At 73.2% G+C, this 14,784-nt stretch carries 14 protein-coding genes; 4 read left to right on the forward strand and 10 right to left on the reverse strand.

All coding sequences use genetic code 11. The features are described 5' to 3' along the window. Positions 1-136: 136 nt before the first annotated feature. From ACZ3I3_RS41055 to ACZ3I3_RS41075, 5 genes are all read right to left on the reverse strand, one after another. Positions 137-565 carry an OsmC family peroxiredoxin gene (locus ACZ3I3_RS41055; protein WP_037668927.1) on the reverse strand — a complete coding sequence of 143 codons (429 nt, stop codon included), beginning with the start codon at positions 563-565 and terminating at the stop codon, positions 137-139. A gap of 68 nt (positions 566-633) precedes the next feature. Continuing rightward, positions 634-2,364 (reverse strand): vWA domain-containing protein, encoded by a 1,731-nt coding sequence (locus ACZ3I3_RS41060; RefSeq protein WP_467372991.1) that lies wholly within the window; start codon positions 2,362-2,364, stop codon positions 634-636. A gap of 68 nt (positions 2,365-2,432) precedes the next feature. After that, complete coding sequence (locus tag ACZ3I3_RS41065; RefSeq protein ID WP_467372976.1) at positions 2,433-3,494, reverse strand: ATP-binding protein; 1,062 nt, start codon at positions 3,492-3,494, stop codon at positions 2,433-2,435. Between the two features lie 80 nt (positions 3,495-3,574). Next, the gene (locus tag ACZ3I3_RS41070) at positions 3,575-5,647 is read right to left on the reverse strand and encodes a phage holin family protein (RefSeq protein ID WP_467372993.1); all 2,073 of its coding nucleotides are present in this window, start codon (positions 5,645-5,647) and stop codon (positions 3,575-3,577) included. 97 nt (positions 5,648-5,744) lie between these two features. Beyond that, complete coding sequence (locus ACZ3I3_RS41075) at positions 5,745-6,146, reverse strand: hypothetical protein (protein ID WP_086599425.1); 402 nt, start codon at positions 6,144-6,146, stop codon at positions 5,745-5,747. Positions 6,147-6,229: 83 nt separating this feature from the next. Here ACZ3I3_RS41075 and ACZ3I3_RS41080 point away from each other — a divergent pair, with 83 nt between their 5' ends. Together ACZ3I3_RS41080 and ACZ3I3_RS41085 are read left to right on the forward strand one after the other, a co-directional pair. Next, complete coding sequence (locus ACZ3I3_RS41080; protein WP_467372978.1) at positions 6,230-7,003, forward strand: MBL fold metallo-hydrolase; 774 nt, start codon at positions 6,230-6,232, stop codon at positions 7,001-7,003. A gap of 14 nt (positions 7,004-7,017) precedes the next feature. Further along, positions 7,018-7,653 carry a DedA family protein gene (locus ACZ3I3_RS41085; protein WP_467372980.1) on the forward strand — a complete coding sequence of 212 codons (636 nt, stop codon included), beginning with the start codon at positions 7,018-7,020 and terminating at the stop codon, positions 7,651-7,653. 77 nt (positions 7,654-7,730) lie between these two features. On the opposite strand, the gene ACZ3I3_RS41090 is transcribed toward ACZ3I3_RS41085, so the two are convergent. From ACZ3I3_RS41090 to ACZ3I3_RS41105, 4 genes are all read right to left on the reverse strand, one after another. Beyond that, positions 7,731-8,783: an MBL fold metallo-hydrolase gene (locus tag ACZ3I3_RS41090; protein WP_467372982.1), complete on the reverse strand. Its 1,053-nt coding sequence runs from the start codon at positions 8,781-8,783 to the stop codon at positions 7,731-7,733. Further along, a complete protein-coding gene (locus tag ACZ3I3_RS41095; protein ID WP_467372984.1) occupies positions 8,780-10,027 on the reverse strand; it encodes an aminotransferase class I/II-fold pyridoxal phosphate-dependent enzyme in 1,248 nt (415 codons plus the stop codon). The genes ACZ3I3_RS41090 and ACZ3I3_RS41095 overlap by 4 nt, the downstream gene beginning before the upstream one ends. Positions 10,028-10,216: 189 nt before the next feature. After that, the gene (locus ACZ3I3_RS41100; RefSeq protein WP_467372985.1) at positions 10,217-10,909 is read right to left on the reverse strand and encodes a hypothetical protein; all 693 of its coding nucleotides are present in this window, start codon (positions 10,907-10,909) and stop codon (positions 10,217-10,219) included. Between the two features lie 202 nt (positions 10,910-11,111). After that, positions 11,112-11,906, reverse strand: coding sequence for an RNA polymerase sigma factor SigF (locus ACZ3I3_RS41105; RefSeq protein ID WP_467372986.1), 795 nt, complete (start codon positions 11,904-11,906; stop codon positions 11,112-11,114). Between the two features lie 244 nt (positions 11,907-12,150). Here ACZ3I3_RS41105 and ACZ3I3_RS41110 point away from each other — a divergent pair, with 244 nt between their 5' ends. Further along, positions 12,151-13,944 (forward strand): thiamine pyrophosphate-requiring protein, encoded by a 1,794-nt coding sequence (locus ACZ3I3_RS41110; protein WP_467372987.1) that lies wholly within the window; start codon positions 12,151-12,153, stop codon positions 13,942-13,944. On the opposite strand, the gene ACZ3I3_RS41115 is transcribed toward ACZ3I3_RS41110, so the two are convergent. Beyond that, positions 13,898-14,083, reverse strand: coding sequence for a hypothetical protein (locus tag ACZ3I3_RS41115; RefSeq protein ID WP_467372989.1), 186 nt, complete (start codon positions 14,081-14,083; stop codon positions 13,898-13,900). The genes ACZ3I3_RS41110 and ACZ3I3_RS41115 overlap by 47 nt on opposite strands. Before the next feature lie 159 nt (positions 14,084-14,242). Here ACZ3I3_RS41115 and ACZ3I3_RS41120 point away from each other — a divergent pair, with 159 nt between their 5' ends. Then, complete coding sequence (locus ACZ3I3_RS41120) at positions 14,243-14,644, forward strand: DUF2795 domain-containing protein (protein ID WP_467372995.1); 402 nt, start codon at positions 14,243-14,245, stop codon at positions 14,642-14,644. The last annotated feature ends 140 nt before the right edge of the window (positions 14,645-14,784 follow it).

The raw sequence follows: 14,784 nt of genomic DNA on the forward strand, positions 1-14,784 counted from the left end.
CCGCGCCTTATGGGTTTACGTCGCGGCGGGGGGGGTTCGGCGGTTTGGTTCAACCCCCGGGCGGGTGGGGGCCAACCCCCCCCGGGGGGCCCCCCCCCGGGGGGGGGGGGCCCCCCGCGACGCGGGTGGGGCTGTTTCAGGCGAGCTTGGCGGTCAGGGTGATGGGCGTGGCCTTGAGGGCCTGGCTGACCGGGCAGCCGACCTTGGCCTCCTCGGCGGCGGCGAGGAAGGCCGCCTCGTCCATGCCGGGGACGGTGCCCTCGACGGTGAGGTGGATGCCGGTGATGCCCTCGCCGGGCTGGAAGGTGACGTCGGCGGAGGTCACCAGCTTGGTCGGCGGCGTGCCGGCCTTGTCGAGGATGTTGGAGAAGGCCATCGAGAAGCAGCTGGAGTGGGCGGCGGCGATCAGCTCCTCCGGGCTGGTCTTCCCGCCCGGCTCCTCGGTACGGGCCGCCCAGGAGACCGGCTGCTCGGCGAGGATGCCGGAGGAGTCGAAGGTGACGACGCCGTTGCCCTTGAAGAGGTTGCCTTCCCAAACGGTGTGTGCGGAGCGCGTGGCTGCCATGTCGCATCCTTTCGATGAGTATCCGGAACCGTGACCGGTTCCTGGCCACTATCCGATCACACTCCGGTTCAACTCACGCGGAAGACCGGCCCTCTGGCACTGAACGGCAGCCGCGCCCCCTGCGGGATCAGGTACGCGTGCTCGCGCCGCACCCGTAGGACGTCGCACCAGCCGTCGGTGATGATCAGGACGGGCGCGCCGGGCGGGAAGTCGTCGGCGCGGTGCAGCAGGTCGATGCCGGGTTGCAGGACGGTGCCGCCGCGGCCGTGCACGCGCACCCGGCCGGCGATCTCGGTGACCGGCAGATAGCCGGCGTCGTGCGGGGCCGCGTCGCAGAACACGACCCGGGCGGCCGGTACGTCCCGGGCCTCGGCGTAGGAGGCGATGGCGCCCAGTGCCTTGCCGAGCAGGACGCGGTCCATGGAGCCGGAGGTGTCGAGGACCACCCCGAAGGTGCAGCGTGCGATCTCCTCGGGCGGGAAGTACCGCCCGGCGCGCGGGATGCCGGGCGTGGCCGCCTGGCGCCGTGAGGGGCGGGCGAAGGAGCGGACGGGCTCGGGGCGGGGCACGAACTCGTCGAACCAGCGGGCGAGCCGCGCGTCCCACGGCAGCGGCGGGTGGCTGAGCGCGCGGATCTCCTCGACCAGGCCGCCGGGCAGGAAGCCGCGTTCCTGCCGCTGGTGCAGGTCGAGGCCCTGGGCGAGGCCGCGGCGGTAGAACCCGTCCAGGTCGACGTAGTCGCGGGGCGGGCCGAGCGGCGCGCCGAGCACGTCGCCGACGCCCTTGCCGCGCGGGGTGGCCAGACGGCGCATGCGGCGCAGGTCGCCGGCGATCCGGTCGTACACCTCCTCCGCGGACAGGCCCGCGAGCCCCGGGTCGTGCAGCAGCCCCTCGGGCATGGTGCCGACCTGCATCTCGGTCAGCCAGCCGTTGATCACGTAGTCGCAGGCGACATTGAACAGGTAGGGGTCGCGGGTGCCGCAGCGGTCGCCGTGGCGCAGGGCGGCGTGCAGCATCTCGTGGGCCAGGACGAACCGCCACTCCTCGTCGTCGAACTGCCGCAGCGGGTTGACGTAGATCTCGCCGGCCTCGGCGTTGACGGCGGCGATCGCGATGCCGTGGGCGCGGGCGAGTTCGGCGTCGGCGACCAGCTTGATGCCGGAGGCGATACCGCCGAGCAGCGGGTAGGAGGAGATGAACCAGCTCAGCGCCCGCTGCCAGGGACGCAGCAGGGGCGCCTCGCCGTCCAGGCTGTCGCGGCGGCCGCCCGCCATGTCCATCGCGGCGGACACGGTCCGGGTCAGGGCGCCGGCGAAGGCCAGCTGCCAGTCGGGCGGCCGGGACCAGCCCACCCAGTGCACCAGCACCTGGTCGGGCGCGTCGCCCGCCGTACCGCAGCGCTCGTACACGGGGGGCAGTCCGTCGCGCCGCCAGCGGGCGGCGAGCTGCTCCTCGTCGCCGTCCGGGTAGGAGGCGGGCAGGTGCTCCGGGGTCTCGCCGACGGTGAAGCCGAGCAGGAAGCGGTTGACGACGACGCAGCGGGCGGCGAGGTCGAAGCGGTCGGGCTGCACGCGGTCGCCCTTCACCGCCGGGACGTGCCCGAAGCCGAGGTGGAGAACGGCGTGGGCGAGCGCCCAGGCCCAGGCGGCGGGCTCGGCGAGGCGGTCCGGGTGGACGTGCAGATCACCGTCGGAGTCGACGACGACGAGTCCGTGGCGGGGCGCGAGGCGGCACTCCTCCTGGCGGCAGACGTCGAACTCCACGGCGGCGAGGGCGGGGTTCGTCCGCATCAGCCGCATTCCCTCGGCGAAGGCCTCGCCCGCGAGGTCCCGCTTCTTCTTCCGCTGGTCCTTGCCGCGGCCGCGGCTCACCGGCGGGCCTCCACCAGCCGGGGCATGTCCCGCGCCGCCTCGACGAGGAACCAGGAGGGCAGCACGGGGTTGCCGTCGTTGTCGGAGGCGATGACGGTCTGGGCGACCTCAACGGATATCTCGGCGAGCTGCACCAGGAGCGACTTGGCGCGGTAGGCGGTCTGGCGGCCGTTCGCCGACATGTGCTCCTTGCTCGCGGGCAGTTCCTTGATCAGGCGGCCGCGGAAGGAGTCGGCGAGGTAGAAGAGCAGGTCGCGGTCCTCCGGGCGGTTCGGCCAGCGGGCGTCGCCCTTGAGGATCGCCTCGATGCCGAACCGGCTGCGCACGATCTTGACGTAGCCGCAGAAGGCCTGCGCGTGCGCGGGCGTCAGCGTGCCGTGTGCGAGCACCCGCAGCGTCTCCTCGTCGAGGTCGCGGCCGAAGGAGTGCAGGGCGTCGGAGAGCATGTGCCAGGAACGGGGCGTGGAGAACGGCTCCTCCGTCTTCGGCGGCTTGGACCACAGGTGGTCGGGCCGGTCGGTGAGGTGGTCCACGATCCAGGGGTGGATGCCGTTGCCGCCGGCCCAGGTCAGCCAGTCCTTGGCGGATGCCTCCAGGTGCACGTGGGTGAGGCGGTTGACGAGTGCGGAGGCGATGGGCCGGGCGAGCGCGTTGTCGGTGGCGCGGTTGCCGGCGCCGATGACGATCGAGCCCTTGGGCAGTTCGTAGCTGCCGATGCGGCGGTCGAGGATCAGCGAGTAGAACGCCTTCTGCACGTCCGGCGTGGCCGCGTTGAGCTCGTCGAGGAACAGGCAGTACGGCTCGTCCCGGGCGATCGCCTCCGGCGGGCAGAACACCGAGCGGCCGTCGCGGATCTGCGGTACGCCGATGAGGTCCTCGGGCGCCAGCTGGGTGCCCAGCAGGCTCACGCACTCCAGGCCGAGCGACTCGGCGAACGCCCGTACCAGGGATGACTTCCCGATGCCGGGTGCGCCCCAGATGAAGACCGGCCGGACGGTGGCGAGACCGAGCAGCAGCTCCGGGATGCGGGCGGGAGTGACGGTGACGGCGGCCTGCAACGCAGGTTCTCCTCGAAAAGGGGTGCGGGAAGACGAACCGCACCAGTTTGTGCGTACGGCTTCCCGGTCGCAGCCCAATTTCAGGCGGCGCGCTCCTCGCTGCTCTCCAGCGGCACCTGGGGGCCGTCCGACTCGCGCATCCAGCGGCGCAGGACGCGGTGGACGTGCTCGGCGCCGACGAGTTCCTCCCCCTCGCCGACCGGCGCGGAGAAGCCGAGCGGCGACAGCAGGAAGGGTTTGCCCTGTTCGCCGCCGAGGCCGCCGTGGGAGCCGATCTGTTCCTCGAAGGCGAGGACTTCGCCGTCGGCCGGGTCGTGGAAGGAGTTGACCATGATGTCGGCGGTGTGCGGGAAGGAGTGGGTGCGGCGTACCGCGTCGGCGGCGCCCGGGCCGAACGGGGCGAGCGGGCCCGGGTTGTCGTCGAGGTCGGCCAGCGGTATCTCGGCGCCGTACGCGCCGAGGACGACCCCGCCGTGCTCGTCGCTGCGGACCAGCAGGAAGCCGATGCCGGGGTGGTTGGCGAGGGTCGGCAGCAGCGCGGGGTGGCGGGCGTCGATCTCCTCCTTGCTCATGCGGTGCGTGACGTCCGGGAAGGAGACCAGGCCGAGGTTGCCGGAGGCCAGCACGATCGGTTCCGAGCGGCGTGTGGGGCGGTGCTCCTCGCCGTGTTCCTCGACGGGGATGCGCAGGGCGGCGCGCACGGCGGCGCGGGCCTCCGTCCCGCTGCGGGTGCGCTCCGCGCGGCGCGGCACGGGCAGTCCGCAGCCGGCCCGCACCAGGTCGCCGAGGGTGAGGCCGTAGCGGGAGCGGAAGGTCTCGCCGGGGCTCTGGCCGTGGTCGGACAGCACGACGATCCGGTACGGGCGCGGGGCGTGCTCGGCGACGTTCTCGATCAGGGCGAGGGAGCGGTCGAGGCGTTCGAGGACCTTCCGCGCGTCGCGGCTCGCCGGGCCGGAGTGGTGGGCGACCTCGTCGTAGGCCACGAGGTCGGCGTAGACGGCGGTGCGGCCGGCGAGCATGTCGCCCGTCACGGCGGCCACGACGACGTCCCGCTCGACGACGGTGGCGAAGGCCCTCACGAGCGGGTAGAGGCCGCCGCGGGAGACGCGCGGGCGCTGCTTGCCGAGGCGGGTCCGGGTGGACTGGCCGATCTCACGGCCCACCTCGGCGACGAAGGACAGGGCCGTGCGCACGGCGTTGGCCGGGTCGGAGAAGTAGGCGAAGTAGCCCGCCCGGGAGCGGTTCTCCCGGCTGCGGCGGCCGGCGACGGACAGCACGAGGGCCTGCTGCTCGGCGCCGCCGCTGAACAGGTTGCCGCGGCTGGCGCCGTCGACGGCGAGCAGACCGCCGTGGCCCGCGTATCCGGCGGCGCGGCGCTGGAGTTCGGCGGCGCTGGTCGGGCGGTTGCACACGACGACCTCGCGGGTGTCCTTCTCGTACCAGCGGAACGCGGGGACGTCGTGGTTGCTGCCGTGCAGGATGCCGAGCTGGCTGGCGCCGGTCTGGCTGGACCAGTCGGTGCGCCACGGGGTGAGCCGGTGGGTGGTGCGGGCGCCGTCGCCGATGCCGAGCCAGTGGGCGGCGGTGGGCATCAGGCCCTTGGCGACCGCGTCCAGCAGGACGTCGTGGCCGACGCCGTCGAGTTGCAGGAAGACCGTGCCGGGGGTGGACGGGCAGGGCGGCCCCGACCTGCGACGGCGGCGGTCGGAGAGGCGGTACAGCCTGCGCCGGTAGGCGTCGTCGTCGCGCACGGCCAGGGCGGCGCCGGTCGCGGACGCCACGGCGGACATCACGGCGGCGACCACGACGGCGGTCTCCGGGGCGGCGCTGCCGCGCTCCCCGGGGTCGAGGCGCAGGGCGAGCAGCAGCAGCGCGCCGTTGAGGAAGAACACCAGCAGCCCGAGCACGAGCGCCGGTACGAGGAGCAGGAGCCGGACGAGCAACGGCCAGACCACGGCCGACAGCAGACCGAAGGCGCCGGCGCCGAAGGCCGCCTTGACGGCGATGTCGGTCGCGCTGTCGCCGTCGGCCGAGCGGAGCCGGAAGTCGGGCAGGATCCCGGCGAGCACGAGCATGGTGAGGGTGGAGACCGCCCACACGGCGACGCTCCGCCCGACCTGACTGGCGACCCGCCGCCACCGCACGCCCCGCACGCCCAGCCACCTCACGTCCCGGCCCGTCGCGACCACGGACCCTCACCCACAGTGCCACAACGCTCCGCGGACGCCTGGTGTCCCCCGGACCGTCGCGTCAGCGCCCGTCGTAGCCGGCGGTCGGCATCGACAGCCGGCGGTGCACGCACGCCTTCATCGCCGCGTCGTACGCCGGCTCCGCGTGCCCGACCGTCTCGACACGTACCCCGCGCCGCGCGCACTCCGCGGTGAACTCCTCGACGGAGGCGAGCGCGCTCTCCAGCACTCTCCGGCTGGGTGCCACGAACAGGTCCAGGCCGGGGCGGACGCCGTCCCACAGCGCGCAGTGGTCGGGACGCAGTCCCCGGACCAGTAACTCCCGGCTGATCACATAGCCCCGCTCGGCGGCCCAGCGGGCGCACATCGCGTGCTGGCTGCGGGAGTCGACGAGGAACGGATCGTCGTCGAGCTCCTCCAGCGGCGTCAGACTCGCGATCGCCGTGACCCGGACCGGCACCATGGCGTCCCCCCTCACCTCCGGTTTCGCCGCCGACCCTACTCCTGCACGTAGGCTTCGGGGAGTCGCGCGAAGGGGGCAAAGAAGTGCCGGTGGAGATCACCTGGTGGGGTCACGCCACTTGCACGGTCGAGGACTCGAACGTACGCGTGCTCACCGATCCGCTGTTCGCGCGCCGGCTCGCGCACCTGCGGCGCCGGCGCGGAGACCTGCCGCCTCCCGGCGCCCACCAGGCGGATGTCGCGCTGGTCTCGCATCTGCACGCCGACCACCTGCATGTGCCGTCGCTGATGCGGCTCGCTCCGGGCACGCGCCTGCTCGTGCCCCGGGGCGCACACCGGGCGGTGCCGGGGCTGCGCCGGCTCGCGCACCTGCACGTCAGCGAGGTGGCGCCCGGGGACGAGACCCCGGTCGGCGACATCGTCGTACGGGCCGTGCCCGCGCGGCACGACGGACGCCGGCTGCCGTTCGGGCGGCACCGCTCCCCCGCGCTCGGCTACGTCGTCGCCGGCGAGGCCCGGACGTACTTCGCCGGGGACACCGGGCTGTTCGACGACATGGCCGAGGAGGTCGGGCCGGTCGAGGTGGCACTGCTGCCGGTGGGCGGCTGGGGGCCGTATCTGGGCGAGGGCCATCTGGACGCGGGCCGGGCGGCCCAGGCGCTGGCACGGCTGGCGCCGCGCAGTGCGGTGCCGGTGCACTACGGCACGTACTGGCCGATCGGGATGGACGCCGTGCGCCCCCATGAGTTCCATGCGCCGGGTGACGAGTTCGTGCGGCTCGCCGCGCGGCACGCGCCCGGCGTGGCGGTGCACCGGCTCGGGCACGGGGAGAGCGTGCGCCTCGAGGTCGCGCGGTGATCCCGACCGGGCCCGTGGAGCAGGCCGCGATACCTCTGCTCGCGGCGTCGGCCGTCACCCCGGCGTCCGTCGTGCCGGAGTCCACGCAGCAGGCGATCGGTTATCCGACGCTTTTCGTGCTGGTGCTGGTCGGGGCGCTGGTACCGGTGATCCCGACGGGCGCGCTGGTGAGTTCGGCGGCCGTGGTCGCCGTCCACCAGACGGCGCCGTTCTCGCTGGCGATGGTGTTCGTGACGGCGTCGCTGGCGGCGTTCCTCGGCGACGCGGCGCTGTACTGGCTCGGGCGGCGCGGGATGAAGTCGAAGAACGGCTCGCGCTGGCTGGAGGCGCTCCGGGCGCGGGCGCCCGAGGACCGGCTGGAGCAGGCGCAGACGAAACTCGCCGAGCACGGTGTGGCGGTGCTGGTGCTGTCGCGGCTGGTGCCGGCGGGACGGATTCCGGTGATGCTGGCGTGTCTGATGGCGAAGTGGCCGCTGCGGAGGTTTTCCCGGGGGAATCTGCCGGCCTGTCTGGCCTGGGCCGTGACGTATCAGCTGATCGGGATTCTCGGGGGGTCGTTGTTCGATGAGCCGTGGGAGGGTGTGGTCGCGGCGATCGCGCTGACCTTGCTGATCAGTGTGGTGCCGAGTGTGGTGCGGCGGGTTCGGTAGCGCCGTAGGGGCAGTGGTCGTCGTCGGAGCGCGGGTTGTGTGTGGCTGGTCGCGCAGTTCCCCGCGCCCCTACATAGCTAAAGGACCCTGGAAGCGCCGACCGGCATGTCCCACAGGTTTTCTCGGGGCAGGCCCGTTTTCTCCCATGCCGTCCGTACCCTCGTGAGGGGCTCCAGGACCGGTTCCGCCGACAGGACGAAGGTGGCCCAGTGCATGGGGGCCATCCTGGTCGCTCCCAGGTCCTGGGCCGCGCGGACCGCCTCCTCCGGGTCGCAGTGGACGTCGCTGAGCCACCAGCGGGGGTCGTAGGCGCCGATGGGGAGGAGGGCGAGGTCGATACCGGGGTAGCGGCGGCCGATGCGGGAGAACCAGTGGCCGTAGCCCGTGTCGCCCGCGAAGTAGACCCGCTGCCCCTCCTGGTCGGTCAGGACCCAGCCGCCCCACAGGCTGCGGCAGGTGTCGGTGAGGGTGCGCTTGGACCAGTGGTGGGACGGGACGAAGTCGAAGCGGACGCCGTCGAGTTCAGCCGCCTCCCACCAGTCGAGCTCCGTGACACGGGTGAAGCGGCGGCGGTGGAACCAGCGGGCCAGGCCGGCCGGGACGAACACCGGGGTGTCGCGCGGGAGGCGGCGCAGCGTGGGGGCGTCCAGGTGGTCGTAGTGGTTGTGGCTGATGACGACGGCGTCGACGCGGGGCAGCGCCTCCCAGGGGACGCCCACGGGGGTGATGCGGGCCGGGGTGCCGAGGATCCGGCGGGACCAGACCGGGTCGGTGAGGACCGTGAGCCCGCCGATGCTCAGGACCCAGCTGGCGTGTCCCGCCCAGGTCACGGCGACCGTGCGGGCGTCGACGCGGGGCAGCGGGCCGGGGGCGTAGGGGAGCCGGGGGATGTCGCGGAGGCCTTCCGGGCCCGGCCTGACGGCGCCCTCCCGGGCGAAGCGGGCCATGGCCCTCAGGCCGGGCAGCGGGGCGGTCAGCCGGTCGTGGAACGTGCGCGGCCACACCCGGCGCTCGGCCAGTGGTCTCGGTTCGGCCAGCGGCGGGTACGGGGGCGCGAGGGGGGACGGGAGGGCCGCGTCGCCGGCTTCCCGAGTGGTCGTGCTCGCGGTCGACTCGGACTGCTGCGTCATCGAGGAGGCTCCCATCGCTGAGCGTCGTCGCGGAGATCGTCGAAGACCGACTTCAGTTGGATCAACGCACGCTGCACGTGTGGCAGTTCCAACGGCGTGGGTGAGGTGAGGCATTCCGCGCGTTCCGTGGCGGAGCCGAGCAGCAGTGCGCCGGTCGAAAGCCGCACGCGCGGGGCTTCGAGCTCGTCGCCGAAGCGGTGGCCGCCGGGCGCGGGCATACCGAGGCGGGCGGCGAGGAAGTCCTCCAGTTCCTGAGCGTCGCCGATGGCGTGCGCGTCCAGCGCGGGGCGCAGCGGAGCGAGGTCGACGTACAGATGGCGGCCGGCCTGTGGAGGCCGGGCGAGGGCGCCGGCCGCGACGACGGCGGCGTGCGCCTCGGCGGCCAGGCGCGCGTGCAGGCGCACGGTGGCGGCGATGCGCGCGGTGACCGGTTCCGGTTCCCTCAGCGCGTGGGCCGCCGCCGAGGCGACGGGGGCGGCGACCCGGGCGTCGAGCGCGGTGAGGACGTCGAGCACGCGCGCGTGGAGGCCGTCGGCGTCCTCGCCGGCCGGGAAGCGGGTCACCGCGGCCGGCCAGCCGGGCGGGAGGAAGGCCCCGGCCAGGTCGGTGACGACGGTGACCCGGTCGGGCAGCATCTCGGCGGGGCTGAGCAGCACGGTGTCGTGCGGGTCGTGCAGGGTGTCGCGCCAGGTCTCGTCGCTGACGAGGTGCAGGCCCTCCCCCTGGGCGGCCTCGACGGTCTCGTGCAGCAGTTCGGGAGGGGCGACGGTGGCCGTCGGGTCGTCGGCGACGGACAGCACCAGCAAGCGCGGATCACCGCCTTCGGCGCGGACCCGGCGCACGGTCTCCAGCAGGGCGTACGGATCGGGCACCCCGCCGCTCTCCGGCGGGGCCGGCACGTGGAAGACGGGGCGTCCCAGCAGGCGGGCGTACGGCGCCCACCAGGCGGCGCAGGGTCTCGGCACCAGGACGTCACCGCCGAGGGCGGCCGTCAGGGCGAGCAGCAGCGCGGGCGCGCCCGGCCCGGCGGCCACCCGGCCGGGGTCGCAGTGCAGTCCGCGCCGGTCCCAGTAGCCGCAGGCCGCCTCCCGCAGGGCCTCTCCCCCGCCGACCGGCTCGTGGTCGCCCCGGGACGCCGCGGCGGCGAGCACGGCGGACAGCTCCGGCAGCACGGCCAGTCCGTCGTCGGGGAGCGGCGGCCCGAACCGGACGGGGCCGTGGCCTTCCGGGTCCGTCCGCCGCATCCGTACCTCCGCAGTGCCTGGTGCCGTGTCCTGTCGCCCTCGCCCGAGCCGTATCGTGCGCGCCCTCGGCCACTGAGTACCCATGGCGCCGTCGCCCCATGGGCGCCCGGCCAGGTTGTGACGGTCACAGCATGAGCGGGCCGGGCCGGGGAAGCGGGGGGCTTCCGGGGTGGTGGTGCGCGCCGGGGCTCAGCGGTACGGGTCGCTCTCCCGGTTGCGCAGCCGGTGCACGGCGGCACCGAACGCGCCCGCGATCAGCACTCCGCCCGCGACCAGGGCGGGCACGGAGTCGGAGAAGGCACCGCCGTCACCGGCGCGTACCCCGCGCTGGACGACCGCTGCCCCGCACTCGGCGGAGTGATGCCGCGGTTCGTCGCGGTGTTCCTCGGGGCAGGGCTTGTGGGTGGGCCGGTGGGAGGGCTCGTGCGTCGGGTGGTGAGACGGCTTGTGGTGGCCACCGCCGTGGGCCACGGTGAATGTCGCGCTCCACTGCTTGCCCTCCCCGCCGGGGGCGGCCGGGCAGGTGCCGTCGACGGTCCAGGCCGAGTCCTCGCCGAGGGCGTCGGGATCGCCCTCGAAGTTGTCCGCGGGAGCGATACGGGCCGTGCCCCGGTACGCCGGGCCGGACACCTCGTCGTCGTTGCCGGTCACCTTGCGCAACGGGACCGTCCCCTCGTCGAAGGCCTGCGAGGTCGCGTCGATGCTGTCGGGCGGCGGCCCCCCGGTCGGATCACAGCTGACCGAGACGGTGAGCGTGCCGCCGGGCTCCACGGTGGCCGGACTGACCTCGGCGGCGGGTTCGGCGGCCACGACCGGAACGAACCCGACCAGGGCCGAGCCGGCCAGAACGGCAACGAAGAGTGCGTGGCGGGTACGGCGCATGGACCGAACTCCTTCGGGCGACGGCAGGATGCCCCTCTGCCATCACAGCCCGCCCGCTGCAACGCCGCGCGCGCCCGGACCCCATTAGCGGGACAGCACCCGCCAACCGGGTGATTCGGTACGTCCCTCTCAGGGGCGCGGGGAACTGCGCGACCAGCCACGAACGGCCCGCACACGCAACCCGCGAACAACCCCCACGGCGCTAGGCGACATCCCGCATGACCTGCTCCCGGACCCGACCGCAGCACCGGCTGATCAGCCGGGACACATGCATCTGCGAGATCCCCAGCTCCTCGGCGATCCGGCTCTGCGTCATGTCCCCGAAGAACCGCATGTACAGAATCGCCCGCTCCCGCTCCGGCAGCGCCGCCAGCCGCGACTTCACCGCCTCACGGTCCACGACCGTGTCCAGCGCCGGATCCGGCGACCCGAGCGCGTCGCTCAGCGAGTACCCGTCCTCGCTGCCGGGCAGCTCCGCGTCCAGGGACAGGGCGGTGAAGCTCTCCAGCGCCTCCAGGCCGGTCCTGACGTCCTCCTCGCTCAGCTTCGCGTGCTCGGCGATCTCCGCCACGGTGGGCCGCCGGCCGGAGATGGTCTGGGAGAGGTCCTGGGAGGCGAACCGGACGCGATTGCGCAGGTCCTGGACGCGGCGAGGTACGTGCAGGGTCCACATGTGGTCCCGGAAGTGGCGCTTGATCTCGCCGGTGATGGTGGGCACGGCGTAGCTCTCGAAGGCGTTGCCGAGCTCGGGGTCGTACCGGTCGACGGCCTTGACCAGGCCGAGGGCCGCGACCTGGCGCAGGTCCTCGAAGCTCTCGCCGCGGCTGCGGAAGCGTCCGGCGAGACGGTCGGCCATGGGCAGCCAGGCCTCGACGATCTCGTCGCGGAGCGCGTCGCGCTCGGGTCCGTCGGGGAGTGTGGCGAGCCTGCGGAAGGCGTCGGCGGTGTCGGGGGCGTCGTCGTGGGGGTGCTGCTTCGCGCTGGTGTGGATCGGCATGATGCGTCGCAATTCCCTTGCAGGTGCTCTGGGTTGGACGGTCACCGTGGGAGCGCGTCGACTGGGTGCGGACCAGGAGCGCCGGTGGCGGCGCGATTCGCCGCTCCCACGGACGTGCCTCCTGTCCGAAGCACTGAGGTGCGCCTGCCCCCGGCCCCCGCCCGCAAACCCGGAGAGGTTTTCCCCCGTCGCGCAGGGTGACTCGTACCGATGGCTCTGTCCCCATACGTCCGGGAGGTCGTACATGAGCACCAAGGTCTCCGACCACGTCCTTGAGCGGTTGCGCGAGTGGGGGGTCGAGCAGGTCTTCGGTTATCCGGGCGACGGCATCAACGGCCTGCTCGCCGCATGGGGCCGGGCCGAGAACGAGCCCCGTTTCGTGCAGTCGCGGCACGAGGAGATGTCGGCGTTCCAGGCGGTCGGGTACGCCAAGTTCAGCGGCCGTCTCGGAGTGTGCACGGCCACGTCCGGGCCGGGCGCGATCCATCTCCTGAATGGCCTGTACGACGCCAAACTGGACCATGTTCCGGTGCTGGCGATCGTCGGCCAGACGCACCGCACCGCGATGGGCGGCTCCTACCAGCAGGAAGTGGATCTGCACTCGCTGTACAAGGACGTCGCCTCCGATTTCGTGGAGACGGTGACCGTGCCGGAGCAGCTGCCGAACGTGCTGGACCGGGCGATCCGCACCGCGTACGCGCGCCGCTGCCCGACCGCGATCATCATCCCCGGCGACGTGCAGGAGCTCGACTACTCGCCGCCGACGCACGAGTTCAAGATGGTGCCCTCCAGCCTGGACCGCAGTTCGTGGACGGCCGTGCCGTCCGACGACTCGGTGCGGCGGGCCGCCGAGATCCTCAACTCCGGTGACAAGGTGGCGATCCTGGTCGGCCAGGGCGCGGCCGGCGCGCGGGCCGAGGTGGAGTCGATCGCTGAGCTGCTCGGCGCCGGTGTCGCCAAGGCGCTGCTCGGCAAGGACGTCCTCAGCGACGAACTGCCGTACGTCACCGGCTCGATCGGCCTGCTGGGCACGCGTCCGTCGTACGAGCTGATGCGGGACTGCGACACGCTGCTGACCATCGGGTCGTCGTTCCCGTACACCCAGTTCATGCCGGAGTTCGGCAAGGCGCGGGGCGTGCAGATCGACATCGATCCGCACATGGTCGGGATGCGCTACCCGTACGAGGTGAACCTGGTCGGCGACGCGAAGGCCACGCTGGAGCGGCTGATCCCGCTGATCGAGGAGGGCCGCGGGCGCGAGTGGTACGACACGGTGTGCGCCAACGTGACGCGCTGGCGTGAGGTCATGGAGCGCCGCGCGGGACTCGACGCCGACCCGATCAACCCGGAGTACGTGGCCCGCGCCCTGGACCCGCTGCTGCCGGACAACGCGATCGTCGCCTCCGACTCGGGTTCGACGGCCAACTGGTACGCGCGGCACCTGACCATGCGGCCGGGTATGCGGGGCTCGCTCTCCGGCACCCTGGCGACGATGGGCTGCGGGGTGCCGTACGTGATCGGCGCGAAGTTCGCACACCCGGACCGGCCCGCGATCGCGCTGGTGGGCGACGGGGCGATGCAGATGAACGGGATGGCGGAGCTGATCACGGCGGCGAAGTACCGCCACCAGTGGGAGGACCCGCGGCTGGTGATCGCCGTGTGGAACAACCAGGATCTGAATCAGGTCACGTGGGAGATGCGGGCCATGGAGGGCGCGCCGCAGTTCCTGCCGTCGCAGCAGCTCCCGGACGTGCAGTACGCGGCGTTCGCGCGTTCCCTGGGGCTGACCGGCATCCGGGTGGAGAAGCCGGAGGACGTCGAGGCGGGCTGGCGAGCCGCGCTGGAGGCGGACGGTCCCGCGGTGGTCGAGTTCCTGACCGATCCGGCCGTCCCACCGATCCCGCCGCACGCCACCTGGGAGCAGATGGAGGCGACCGCCGCGTCGATCCTGAAGGGCGACTCGGACCGGGGATCGGTGGTCAAGCAGGGCTTCAAGGCGAAGATGCAGGAGTTCCTGCCGGGGCGCGAGAAGAAGTAGCGGTCGCCGCCGCCGGGGGCACGCCGGCCGGTTCGCGCCGGTCGGCGCCGTCCTGCGGCAGCAGCAGTTCCTCGTAGCGGCCCAGCAGCAGCACCACTCCGAGCATGAGCACCGGAAGCAGCACAGCGAGCATCGCCATGGCGTGTCCTTCCCCAGAGATGAGTGGGGGGTGTGATCCGGGTCTCCCGCAGGCCGTGGCGCAAACCCGTGCGGAGGACACCGATCCGGGGTGGCGAACCCGTGTCGGCTCGCGGTGTTCGGGTACGCGGTGCGGACCCCCGACCGTCTGGAGGGAGAAATGCAGCGAGGCAGCGACCGGCTGAGCGTCCATCGTGACGACGAGATGAAGCATGAACTCCAGGGGCTGCTCAGGTCCGGGCACCCCACCCGCAGTGAGGAGTGGCACGACCCGGAGCCGGCCGCCGAGGACGACCCCGAGGTCGCGCGCGGGCCGGTGACGCCGAGCCGTGCGCCGACGTCCCTGGAGTCGGTACGCCTGGAGCTGGCCCGGATCCTGGGCCGCAAGTCGTTCCCCGCGAGCGCGCGCGACCTGGCCCGCGAACTGCGCGGCCACCAGGCGCCCGACGCCCTCGTCGAGGCCCTGGAGCGGCTGCCGCGCCAGGAGCGCTACGGCAATGTCCAGGAGCTGGCCCAGGCCCTGATCCGGGCCCGGGAGACCGGACCGGAGGAGTACGCGTAAGACCGTGGGCGGGGGCCCGGCGGGCCGGCCCCCCGGGCCCCCCCCCCAGGGGGGACAGAGGGCGGGCCCGCACTGTTGGGCGGGTTTGTGTAGGACGGGAAGACCCCGGGGGTGGTCGGCGGTCGCCCGGGCGCCTCGCA

The organism is Streptomyces sp. NPDC016851 (assembly GCF_055562795.1).

Coding starts and splice junctions, on each gene's coding strand:
- ACZ3I3_RS41055 (WP_037668927.1), bottom strand. CDS start 565: ATGGCAGCCACGCGCTCCGCACACACCGTTTGGGAAGGCAACCTCTTC.
- ACZ3I3_RS41060 (WP_467372991.1), bottom strand. CDS start 2,364: ATGCGGCTGATGCGGACGAACCCCGCCCTCGCCGCCGTGGAGTTCGAC.
- ACZ3I3_RS41075 (WP_086599425.1), bottom strand. CDS start 6,146: ATGGTGCCGGTCCGGGTCACGGCGATCGCGAGTCTGACGCCGCTGGAG.
- ACZ3I3_RS41090 (WP_467372982.1), bottom strand. CDS start 8,783: ATGACGCAGCAGTCCGAGTCGACCGCGAGCACGACCACTCGGGAAGCC.
- ACZ3I3_RS41095 (WP_467372984.1), bottom strand. CDS start 10,027: ATGCGGCGGACGGACCCGGAAGGCCACGGCCCCGTCCGGTTCGGGCCG.
- ACZ3I3_RS41100 (WP_467372985.1), bottom strand. CDS start 10,909: ATGCGCCGTACCCGCCACGCACTCTTCGTTGCCGTTCTGGCCGGCTCG.
- ACZ3I3_RS41105 (WP_467372986.1), bottom strand. CDS start 11,906: ATGCCGATCCACACCAGCGCGAAGCAGCACCCCCACGACGACGCCCCC.
- ACZ3I3_RS41110 (WP_467372987.1), top strand. CDS start 12,151: ATGAGCACCAAGGTCTCCGACCACGTCCTTGAGCGGTTGCGCGAGTGG.
- ACZ3I3_RS41115 (WP_467372989.1), bottom strand. CDS start 14,083: ATGGCGATGCTCGCTGTGCTGCTTCCGGTGCTCATGCTCGGAGTGGTG.
- ACZ3I3_RS41120 (WP_467372995.1), top strand. CDS start 14,243: ATGCAGCGAGGCAGCGACCGGCTGAGCGTCCATCGTGACGACGAGATG.